This is a genomic window from Micromonospora sp. NPDC051141, assembly GCF_044455765.1.
In the GTDB taxonomy this organism is placed as follows: domain Bacteria; phylum Actinomycetota; class Actinomycetes; order Mycobacteriales; family Micromonosporaceae; genus Micromonospora.
In genome coordinates, this window is the sequence record NZ_JBITFD010000005.1 from 487,340 (window position 1) to 496,544 (window position 9,205).

Genomic DNA, 9,205 nt, shown 5'->3' on the forward strand with positions numbered 1-9,205 from the left:
GAATGGACTTCGGCGTGCTGCGCAGGTGGTGGCCGGTCGCGGCGGTCGCGGTGCTGCTCGCGGTCGCCGCCTTCGCCGCCGGCCACTCCGCGATCGGGGCCAGCCGGATCCCGCCCGTGGACAACGTCCCGTACGTCCCGGACTATCCGTCCGAGGCGCCGCCGTCGATCCCGGTCGAGCCCCGGGAGGCGGGCATCCCCTCCGAGGGCGGGGTGCCCGACTGGCTGGGCACCGCCGCCGTGGCGCTGCTCTTCACGATCGTGCTGGTCGTCGTCGGCTACCTGCTCTGGAGCGTGCTCCGCGGCGCGCTGCGCCGGACCACCCGCGCGGTGCCGGTACGGCGCACCCGGCGTACCGCCGAGGGGACCGCCCGCGAGGTGGTGGCCGCCCTGGACGCCGGGCTGGAGGAGTTGGACGACCGGGCCACCGACCCGCGGACCGCGGTGATCGCCTGCTGGGTCCGGCTGGAGGAGGCCGCCGAGGACACCGGGGTGCCCCGGAGGACCGGTGACACGCCTACCGACCTGGTCAGTCGGCTGCTGCGCGGCGACCCCGAGGCGGGCATCCCGGCGATCGCCAGCGCCGACGTGCTGGACGGGTTCGCGCACGTCTACCGGGAGGCCCGCTACGCCACCCACCCGGTCGACGAACGCACCCGCGACCAGGCCCGGGCGGCGCTGCGCCGGCTGCGCGGCGAGCTGACCGGGGTGGCGGCGGGGGAGGTCGGCGCTCCGTGAGCACCAGCATCGACGACCTGCTCGGCTCCGGCGAAGAGCCCACCGGCTCCGCAGTTGACCGACCGTCAGGGGGCCGGGGCCGGTGGTTGCTGCGGATCGTGCTGGTCACCGCCGCCGCCGTCGTGGTGATCGTGGTCGGCCTCCGCGCGGTCGGCCTGCGGGTGCCGCTCTGGATCATCGTGGCGGGCGTGCTCGCGGTGCTCGCCGTGCGCCGGGTCACCGCCGCGCTCTCGCCCCCACCCCCGCCGCGCGCCGGGCTGCGGTCCTCCGGCGGCGAGGAGTCCGGCACCTGGAACTGGTCCGCCCGGGACGCGCTGCGGACCGCCATCAACGGCTGGGAACGACCGCTGGACTGGTGCACCGACAACCGGGAGCGGTTCACCGAGCGGGTGCTGCCGCGCCTCGGTGAGCTGGCCGACGAGCGGCTGCGGCAGCGGCACGGCGTCACCCGCGAGTCCGACCCGGCGCGCGCCCGCGCCCTGCTGGGCGAGCCGCTGTGGACGTTCCTCGGCACCCCCGCCCGCCGCCCCCCGACGCCGCGCGACCTCGCGGCGATCGTCGCCGAACTGGAGAAGATCTGATGAACGAGGACCGGAGCATGCCTCCCGCCGAGGTGGGCCGGCTCGCCCGGACCGTCCTGGACGCGGTCGGCACCGTCGTGGTCGGCAAGCGCGAGGCGCTGGAGCTGGTGCTGGCCGGCATCCTGGCCGGCGGCCACGTGCTGCTGGAGGACCTGCCCGGCCTGGGCAAGACGCTCACCGCGCGGTGCTTCGCGCAGGCGCTCGGGCTGGACTTCCGCCGGCTCCAGTTCACCCCCGACCTGCTCCCCGCCGACGTCACCGGCTCGTTCCTGTACGACCAGAGCAGCGGCGACTTCTCGTTCCGGGCCGGGCCGCTCTTCACCAACCTGCTGCTCGCCGACGAGATCAACCGGACGCCGCCGAAGACCCAGTCGGCGCTGCTGGAGGCGATGCAGGAGAAGCAGGTCTCGGTGGAGGGCGTGACCTACCGGCTGGACGAGCCGTTCCACGTGCTGGCCACCGCCAACCCGATCGAGTACGAGGGCACCTACCCGCTGCCCGAGGCGCAACTCGACCGGTTCCTGCTGCGCGTCTCGTTCGGCTACCCGAGCCACGACGAGGAGTGGGACGTGCTGCGCCGACGCATCGCCCGGCGTCGCGAGGAGGCCGAGATCACGCCGGTGGTGGACGCCGCCACGCTGCGCGCCATGCAGGCCGCGCTGGAGGACGTGGTGGTCGAGGACTCGATCGGCCGGTACATCGTGGCGCTCACCGCGGCCACCCGCGAGCACCCGTCCGTGCTGGTCGGCGCGTCGCCGCGCGGCTCGCTGGCGTTGCTGCTGCTGTCCCGGGTGCGGGCCGTGCTCGCCAACCGGGACTACGTGGTGCCGGAGGACGTCAAGGCGGTGGCGGCGCCCGCGTTGGCGCACCGCATCACGCTGCGTCCGGAGATGTGGTTGCGCCGGGTCGACCCGGCGTTCGTGGTCGGCGAGGTGCTCGAGTCGACGCCCGCCCCGGCCAGCGGCGCGCTGCCCAGCTACGCCGCCGGGCGCTGATGGACGAGCGGGCCGAGCCGGCGAACGGCTGGGCGCCCACCTGGGCGCTCGGCCGGGCCGTGCTGCTCACCGGCGTGCTGCTCGTCGCGGCCGTGCTGCTCGGCCGGATCGACCTGGTGGTGCTGGCCACGCCGTTCGCGCTGGGCACCGCGTACGGGTTGCGCCGCCGCCCGGCCACCCAGCCCGAGCTGGAGCTGAGCGTCGCGGACACCCACCTGGTCGAAGGGGCGCCGATGGCCACCACGGTGGCGGTGGCCAACCCGGACCTGATCGGCTACGACCTGGCGGTGGTCCGGACCCGGATGTCGCAGTGGTTGCGGGTGGAGAAGGTCGGCTTCGGCGGTGCCGAGCTGGACGTGAGCCGCTCCGGCGGCGCGGACCGGCCGTTCGTCACGTCGGTGCCCCGGGGCAGCGCCGTCGACCTGGAGCTGACCGGCACCGCGCTGCGGTGGGGCCGGCACCCGTTCGGCCCGGCCGGCGTCCGGGTCGCCGCCGCCGACGGGCTGCTGGTCTCCCGGGCGGTGCTCACCGCTCCGATCCGTGCCCGGGTCTACCCGCGCACCGAGCCGTTCGACGCGGTCGAGGCGATGCCTCGGGCCGCCGGGCTGGTCGGCGCGCACCGGTCGCGGCGGCCGGGGGAGGGCGGCGAGCTGGCCGGCGTACGCGTCTTCGCGCCCGGGGACCGGCTGCGCCGTATCGACTGGCGGGTGTCGCTGCGGGCCCGCCAACTGCACGTCGCGGCCACCCTCTCCGACCGGGACGCCGAGGTGGTGGTGCTGCTGGACGTGCTCGCCGAGGCGGGCCGCTCCGGCGGCGTACGCGGCCCGGCGTCGGTGCTCGACACCACGGTCCGGGCCGCCGCCGCGATCGCCGAGCACTACCTGCACCGGGGCGACCGGGTGGCGCTGCTGGAGTACGGCCCGGCCGCCCGGCGACTGCGCCCGGCCACCGGGCGCCGGCAGTACCTGACCGTGCTGGAGTGGCTGCTCGACGTGCAGGCCGAGTCGTCCCCGCACGAGCCGTACGACCAGGTGTTCGGCCCGCAGGTGCTCTCCTCGGACGCGCTCGTGGTGGTGCTCACCCCGCTGCTCGACGAGCGTTCGGCGCAGATGCTGGCCCGGCTGGCCCGGGGCGGGCGGTTCGTGGTGGCGGTGGACACGCTGCCGGCGGAGCTGCCGGTGCCGAAGGAGCGGGGCTGGGCCGAGGTGGCGTACCGGCTGTGGCGGCTGGACCGGGACACGATGATCGGGCAGCTCCGCGAGCACGGCGTGCCGGTGGTGCGCTGGGCCGGCGCGGGCAGCCTGGACGAGGTGCTGCGCGACGTGTCCCGCCTGGCCATGGCGCCGAGAGTGGGGCTGCGGTGAGCGACCTGGCGGGCGGGCTCGTGGAACGGGTGCGGGCGGTGCGGTACAGGGTGGCCCGGGTCAGCGCGCTGCCGCTGCTGGTGCGCGGCGGCATCTTCCTCGTCGTGTTCGCCGGCTTCCTGCTGGCGTACCCGGTGCAGATGCTGGCCCCGCGGTCGCTGCTGGCCCTGGCGGTGGCCGCGGTGCTGCCGGCGGTCGCGCCGCGCCGGCTCTGGCCGACGTTCGCCGCGCTGGTGACGGTGGGCGGCTGGCTGCTGGCCACACTCGGCTACGACCGGCCGCCGGCGCTGTGGCGGCTGCTCGCCGTGGCCACGCTGCTCTATCTGGCGCACACGCTCTGCGCGCTGGCCGCGTTGCTGCCCTACGACGGGTTGATCGACCCGGACCTGGTGCTGCGGTGGCTGGCGCGGGCCGGCGGCGTGGTGCTGGCCAGCGCCGTGCTCGGCATCGTGCTGGCGTGGCTGGGCGGGCTCGGCGGGACCGACGGGACGCAGGCGGCGACCGTGGTGGGGCTGCTGGTCGCGGTGGGGCTGAGCGCGTTGCTGGGGTGGCTGCTGCGTCGCAGATGACGGGACGCGGCGGGACGTTGCGCAGGTCACACGGGTTGTGCTCCGTCACAGAAGGGGGTCTCGCGCGGTGTTACCGGAGCCCCCCGGGGAAAGATGGATGACGTGAATCCGAAGCGGATCCTTGTCGTGGGTGCCGGGCACGTCGGCCTGTACGCCGCTCTGCGTCTGTCGAAGAAGCTGAGCTCGCGTGAGGCCGAGGTGGTCGTCGTCGACCCGCAGCCCCACATGACGTACCAGCCGTTCCTCCCGGAGGCTTCGGCCGGCAACATCTCCCCGCGGCACGCTGTGGTGCCGCTGCGGCGGGAGTTGCGCAAGTGCACGGTGGTGGCCGGCACGGTCACCCGCATCGAACACGACCGCAAGACCGCCGTGGTGCAGCCGATCAGCGGCCCGGCCCGGGAAATCCCGTACGACCACGTGGTGGTCGCCCCCGGCTCGGTCTCCCGCACCCTGCCGATTCCGGGCCTGCACGAGAACGGCATCGGGTTCAAGACCATCGGCGAGGCCATCTTCCTGCGCAACCACGTGCTGGACCGGCTGGACGTGGCGGCTGCCACGACCGACCCGGAGGTCCGCCGCCGTGCGCTGACGTTCACCTTCGTGGGCGGCGGTTACGCCGGCATCGAGGCGCTCGCCGAGATGGAGGACATGGCCCGCGACGCGCTGCGCTACTACCCGGAGTTGACGCCGGAGGAGATGCGCTGGGTGCTGGTCGAGGCGACCCAGCGGGTGCTGCCCGAGGTCGACCGGGACATGGGCGCCTACACGGTGCAGCAGCTCCTGAAGCGGAACATGGACATCCGGCTGGACACCCGGCTGGAGTCCTGCGTCGACGGGGTGGTCAAGCTCTCCGACGGCGACAGCTTCCCGTCCGACACCATCGTGTGGACGGCCGGCGTGAAGCCGTCGCCGATGCTTGACGCCACCGACTTCCCGCGCGACGAGCGGCGCCGGGTGACCTGCCGGCCGACGCTCCAGATCGTGGACGGTGACCGGGTGGTCGAGGGCGCGTGGAGCGCCGGTGACTGCGCCGCCGTGCCGGACCTGACCAAGGAGCCGGGCAACTTCTGCTCGCCCAGCGCCCAGCACGCGGTACGGCAGGCCGCCCGGATGGCCGACAACATCGTGAACGTGGTCCGTGGGCGCGAGCCGGTCGACTACAAGCACAAGCACGCCGGCAGCGTGGCCAGCCTCGGCCTGCACAAGGGCGTGGCGCAGGTCTACGGCGTCAAGATGACCGGCTGGCCGGCGTGGTTCATGCACCGGACGTACCACATGTCGCGAATCCCGTCGTTCAACCGCAAGGTCCGGGTGGTGGTGGACTGGTCGCTGGCGTTCTTCCTCAAGCGTGAGGTGGTCGCGCTGGGCCAGCTGCACGACCCGCGCGAGGAGTTCGCCGAGGCGTCCGCCCCTCCGGTCGGCGCGGCGCGCGTCTGACGTTCGCCGGCGAAGGGCCCTTCCCGCACGGAAGGGCCCTTCGTCGTACCCGGGTCAGAACCGCCAGGTCCAGGCGTCGGCGACCCGGAGGCCCGGACCGAAGAGCGCCTCCAGCGTCCGACGCAGCAGCTCCGCGTGCGGGGCGTCGTCGGTGAGCGCCACGCACGACGCGCCCCAGGCGTCGACGTCCCGGGCCGCCTGGCGGCGCTGCCGGTCGCCGATCGCCGGCGCGACGCCCCGCCGGGCCACGTCGGCCAGCAGCGCCGAGGTGGGACGCTGCCAGGTGCCCATGGTGGCCGAGCCGCCGGGACCGTACGGGCCGATGAAGAACCCCTCCGGCATGCCGAACCCGACGCCGGTGGCGGTGGCCCACCGCATCGGCCCGGGGTGCTGCGGGGTGGCCGTCGGCACCGGCACCAGCACCCCGCCCGGGCGTACGCACTGCCGCCAGTGGCCGCCGGTGACGAACGTGGGCAGCGGCGGCCGGTCGATCGTGGGCAGCGGCGTCGGGAAGACGCTGAGCAGGGCCGCGCCGACCGCCAGCGGCACCAGCCGGCGCGCTGGACCCGGCTCGTGCAGCGCCCGGTGCACGGCGAGCGTGAGCATGGTGCCGACCAGCGGCAGCACCGCCAGCGCGAACCGGGTGGGCAGCGCGCCGTCCACCACCGGCAGGCCGGCCAGCAGCGCGTACGGGCCGGGCACGCCGGTCCGCTCGCCGCCGGCGACCACCTCGGGGCCGAGCGAGAACGCGGCCATCACCAGCGCCGCGGCGACCAGGGCACGCACCAGCGCGCGTCGGCCGAGCCAGACCGCGCAGCCGGCCGCCACCACCAGCAGCGGCCAGCCCAGGAACGTGGTGAACTCCGCCGGGCCGGTGGTCAGCCGGACCGCCTCCGGGCTGCCGAGCACGGTCAGCGCGGAGAGCCGGGTCCAACCGGTCAGGTCGGCGGAGAAGTAGGCGGGCGGGAAGATGCCGTCGGCGACTCCCTGCGGGCCGGCGAACTGGAGCCGGAGCGGGTACGCCAGCACCACCAGCGCGAGCCCGGCGGCGCCGAGCAGCCCACCCGCGAAGCCGGGCAGTGCCCGACGTGACAGCTCCCGGTCGGCCAGCCCGTACGCGACGGCCAGCACCGCCAGCGTGAGCGCGGTGAGGAAGAGCACCTCCTCGCCGACGAAGACCTGGACGACGGCGGTGCCGGCCAGCCCGACCGCCGAGGAGGCCATCCGGCGGCGGTCCGGGCCGTCCGGGCGACCGGCCGGGTCGGCGGCGCGCAGCAGCCGTACCACCAGCCAGACCAGCACCGGGACCAGCCACTGCGCGGTCATGTGCAGGTGGCCGTTGCTCTGCGAGACCATGCCCGGCCCGAAGCCGCAGAGTGCCGCGCCGAGCCCGGCAGCGAGCCGGTGGGCCCGCAGCGTCCGGGTGAACAGCAGATACCAGGCGACCGCCGTGCCGGCCAGGTTGCCGGCGACGAGCAGGGCGAACGTGACCGGCGCGCCGAACGCCCAGGTGACCGGCGCGAGCAGCACCCCGAGCGCGATGACCGAGGTGTTGGCCATCAGGTTGACCCCGTCCGGCGCGTTGAGCCGGTCGGTGACCAGGCTGACGTCCCCGCGCAGGGCCCGCGCGTCGAGCGCCAGGAACCATTCGTAGAGCGTCTGGTCGGCCGGGTTGAGGGCGAGCATCCGGGTGCCCGGCGTCGGCCACAGGCCGTGGGTGAGGCCGCCGGCGAACGCCACGAACAGCAGCCCGACCAGCAGGTCCGCGCGGTGCCGGCGAGCGGCGGCCCGGACCCGGCCGACCCGCGCCGCGGCGGTCGCCGGTGCGGGTCGGACCGCCTGGTCGCGGTCGGGCCCGGGGGCCGCGCGGGCGGCGCTGGTCACGGCCCCGACCCTATCGGCCGCCCCCCACGGGGTACGCCGCGGCGCGGCGCAGCCGCTACGGTGAGATCTGCACCGCGCGTGTCGGCGCGGCGGTGTCACCCGCCCGGGTGGTGGAACGGCAGACACGGCCGCCTTAAAAGCGGCTGCCGAAAGGCGTGCGGGTTCGACCCCCGCCCCGGGCACGGAACTCTCAGCTTTCCCACAGCTTGACGCCGCGCACGGTCTTGTCGCCGCGTCTACGCTGGAGGTGCACGTCTACGTGCGAACGACCCCCTGAGGGAGGCCTGAGAAGTGAAGACCTCGAACCCGGTGCTCGCCCGGCTCGGCCAGGCGGCCGAGCGTGAGCGGGCGACCGGGTACGCCCAGCCCGGGCCGTACGGTCAGCCCGGATACCCCCAGCAGTACCCGCCGCAGCAGCACTACCCGAGCGGCTACGGCCAGCCGGTGGCCCCGCCTGCGGTGACCCCGATGACGCTCGACGACGTGGTCGTCAAGACGGTCCTCATGCTCGCCATCCTGGGCGCCTCGGCCGCCGCGGCCTGGGTGCTCGTGCCGGACGCCCTGGTCGGCGTCGCCTGGATCGGCGCCGCCGTGGTCGGCCTGGTGCTCGGCCTGATCATCTCGTTCTCCCGGATGGCGAACCCGGCGCTCGTGGTGGCCTACTCGATCGTCGAGGGCGTCTTCGTCGGCATGGTCAGCAAGGCGTTCGACTCGCTCTACGACGGCATCGTGCTCCAGGCGGTGGCGGCCAGCTTCGGCGTCTTCTTCCTGATGGCGATGATCTACAAGGCGCGGATCATCCGGGCCACCCCGAAGTTCGCCCGGATCATGGTGGCGATCATCGCCGGCCTGTTCGGCGTGATGCTGGTCAACCTGGTGCTGGCGCTGTTCGGCGTCAACACGCACCTGCGGGACGGCAGCCCGCTCGCCATCGGCTTCAGCCTGGTCTGCATCGTGGTGGCGTCGCTGAGCTTCGTGCTCAACTTCGCCCAGATCGAGGAGGGGGTCCGGATGGGGCTCCCGCAGCGCTACGCCTGGACGGCCGCGTTCGGCATCGTGGTCGGCCTGGTCTGGCTCTACATCGAGATCCTGCGGCTGCTCAGCTACTTCCAGGGCGACGACTGACCGTCCCGCCCGCCCGTCGACGCCCGCCTCCGCATCCCGCGGCGGCGGGCGTCGTCCGTAGACTCGGCGGTGATGAGCGCAGCGGAACTGGACCGGGCGGTGGCCCTGCTGGTCCGACAGGTCGGGCACTGGCAGCAGCCGCGCTGGTCGGCGCCGGCCGGGGGCGGCAACGTGTCCCGGGCCGACCTGGTGCACAAGCTGGTCCAGGAACTCGCCAACCTGGCCGCCGACGCCGCCGGTGAGCCGCGCCGCGAGGTGCCCCGGCTGCCCAGCGACCTGGCCCTGCCCGACCAGCTCCGGGTGGTCGCCGCCGACCTGGCCTTGGCCACCCCACCGCCCCCGCTCCTGGCCGCTGCCGTCGACGCGGTAACCCGCACCCGCACCACTCTCTGACCCCCGCCCCCGCCCCCCGCCCCCGGCGACGCTTCTATAGGTGAGCCGGTTCTGGGAGGGATTGGTATCGGTAGGGTTCGACGTCGGTGATCGACGAGTGACTCATGCAAGATCTGGCCG

The 9,205-nt window shown here is 74.6% G+C and carries 9 protein-coding genes and 1 tRNA gene; 9 read left to right on the forward strand and 1 reads right to left on the reverse strand.

Features of this window, described 5'->3' with window-relative positions:
• Window positions 1-2: 2 nt before the first annotated feature.
• From ACIA6B_RS13470 to ACIA6B_RS13495, 6 genes are all read left to right on the forward strand, one after another.
• Window positions 3-737 (forward strand): DUF4129 domain-containing protein, encoded by a 735-nt coding sequence (locus ACIA6B_RS13470; protein WP_396773112.1) that lies wholly within the window; start codon window positions 3-5, stop codon window positions 735-737.
• On the forward strand, window positions 734-1,318 hold the full coding sequence (locus ACIA6B_RS13475) for a hypothetical protein (RefSeq protein WP_396773114.1): 585 nt from the start codon (window positions 734-736) through the stop codon (window positions 1,316-1,318). Before ACIA6B_RS13470 ends, ACIA6B_RS13475 begins: the two co-directional genes overlap by 4 nt.
• Window positions 1,318-2,313 carry a MoxR family ATPase gene (locus ACIA6B_RS13480; RefSeq protein WP_107162292.1) on the forward strand — a complete coding sequence of 332 codons (996 nt, stop codon included), beginning with the start codon at window positions 1,318-1,320 and terminating at the stop codon, window positions 2,311-2,313. The genes ACIA6B_RS13475 and ACIA6B_RS13480 overlap by 1 nt, the downstream gene beginning before the upstream one ends.
• Window positions 2,313-3,677 carry a DUF58 domain-containing protein gene (locus tag ACIA6B_RS13485; protein ID WP_396773116.1) on the forward strand — a complete coding sequence of 455 codons (1,365 nt, stop codon included), beginning with the start codon at window positions 2,313-2,315 and terminating at the stop codon, window positions 3,675-3,677. The genes ACIA6B_RS13480 and ACIA6B_RS13485 overlap by 1 nt, the downstream gene beginning before the upstream one ends.
• A gap of 5 nt (window positions 3,678-3,682) precedes the next feature.
• The gene (locus ACIA6B_RS13490) at window positions 3,683-4,246 is read left to right on the forward strand and encodes a hypothetical protein (RefSeq protein WP_396773172.1); all 564 of its coding nucleotides are present in this window, start codon (window positions 3,683-3,685) and stop codon (window positions 4,244-4,246) included.
• Between the two features lie 102 nt (window positions 4,247-4,348).
• The gene (locus ACIA6B_RS13495; protein WP_396773118.1) at window positions 4,349-5,683 is read left to right on the forward strand and encodes an NAD(P)/FAD-dependent oxidoreductase; all 1,335 of its coding nucleotides are present in this window, start codon (window positions 4,349-4,351) and stop codon (window positions 5,681-5,683) included.
• Between the two features lie 54 nt (window positions 5,684-5,737).
• Here ACIA6B_RS13495 and ACIA6B_RS13500 read toward each other — a convergent pair whose 3' ends face one another.
• Window positions 5,738-7,567, reverse strand: coding sequence for a hypothetical protein (locus ACIA6B_RS13500; protein ID WP_396773119.1), 1,830 nt, complete (start codon window positions 7,565-7,567; stop codon window positions 5,738-5,740).
• 101 nt (window positions 7,568-7,668) lie between these two features.
• On the opposite strand from ACIA6B_RS13500, the gene ACIA6B_RS13505 reads away from it, so the two are divergent.
• The 3 genes from ACIA6B_RS13505 to ACIA6B_RS13515 all read left to right on the forward strand — a co-directional run bounded on the left by ACIA6B_RS13505 (window position 7,669) and on the right by ACIA6B_RS13515 (window position 9,085).
• Window positions 7,669-7,749 (forward strand) — tRNA-Leu (locus ACIA6B_RS13505).
• Between the two features lie 109 nt (window positions 7,750-7,858).
• On the forward strand, window positions 7,859-8,692 hold the full coding sequence (locus ACIA6B_RS13510; protein ID WP_396773121.1) for a Bax inhibitor-1/YccA family protein: 834 nt from the start codon (window positions 7,859-7,861) through the stop codon (window positions 8,690-8,692).
• 72 nt (window positions 8,693-8,764) lie between these two features.
• Window positions 8,765-9,085: a hypothetical protein gene (locus ACIA6B_RS13515; RefSeq protein ID WP_396773123.1), complete on the forward strand. Its 321-nt coding sequence runs from the start codon at window positions 8,765-8,767 to the stop codon at window positions 9,083-9,085.
• Window positions 9,086-9,205 lie beyond the last annotated feature (120 nt).

Excerpts from the sequence above, each read along its gene's own strand:
- ACIA6B_RS13470 (WP_396773112.1), top strand. The coding sequence starts at position 3 with ATGGACTTCGGCGTGCTGCGCAGGTGGTGGCCGGTCGCGGCGGTCGCG.
- ACIA6B_RS13480 (WP_107162292.1), top strand. The coding sequence starts at position 1,318 with ATGAACGAGGACCGGAGCATGCCTCCCGCCGAGGTGGGCCGGCTCGCC.
- ACIA6B_RS13485 (WP_396773116.1), top strand. The coding sequence starts at position 2,313 with ATGGACGAGCGGGCCGAGCCGGCGAACGGCTGGGCGCCCACCTGGGCG.
- ACIA6B_RS13515 (WP_396773123.1), top strand. The coding sequence starts at position 8,765 with ATGAGCGCAGCGGAACTGGACCGGGCGGTGGCCCTGCTGGTCCGACAG.